Consider the following 478-nt stretch of genomic DNA (forward strand, 5'->3'; position numbering starts at 1 on the left):
TAGATCGCGATCATCAGCACCAGGCCCAGCATCACGCCCGGGATCACCCCGGCCATGAACAGCTTGCCCACCGACTGCTCGGTGGCGGCGGCGTACACCACCATCACGATCGACGGCGGAATCAGGATGCCCAGGGTACCGGCGTTACAGACGATGCCGGCGCCGAACGCCTGCGGATAACCGGAACGCACCATGCCGGCGATGGCGATGGAGCCGACCGCAGCCACCGTCGCCGGCGAGGAGCCGGACAGCGCGGCGAACAGCATGCACGCCAGCACCGCACCGATGGCCAGACCGCCACGGATATGGCCGACGCAGGCGTTGGCGAAGTCGATCAGGCGGCGCGCCACGCCGCCGGTGGTCATGAACGCACCGGACAAGAGGAAGAACGGGATCGCCAGCAGGGTGTAGTGCTCGGACGTCTCGAACAGCTTGATTGCCAGCGAGCGCACCGAGTCCGGGCTGAACAGCATGATGG

At 66.9% G+C, this 478-nt stretch carries 1 pseudogene; it reads right to left on the minus strand.

From position 1 onward, the window contains the following. Positions 1-478 (minus strand): annotated as a pseudogene (gene dctM / locus INS93_RS24635) (C4-dicarboxylate TRAP transporter large permease protein DctM); the annotation flags it as partial.

It is taken from the genome of Pseudomonas sp. EggHat1, from assembly GCF_014892995.1.
In the GTDB taxonomy this organism is placed as follows: Bacteria; Pseudomonadota; Gammaproteobacteria; order Pseudomonadales; family Pseudomonadaceae; genus Aquipseudomonas; species Aquipseudomonas chaetocerotis.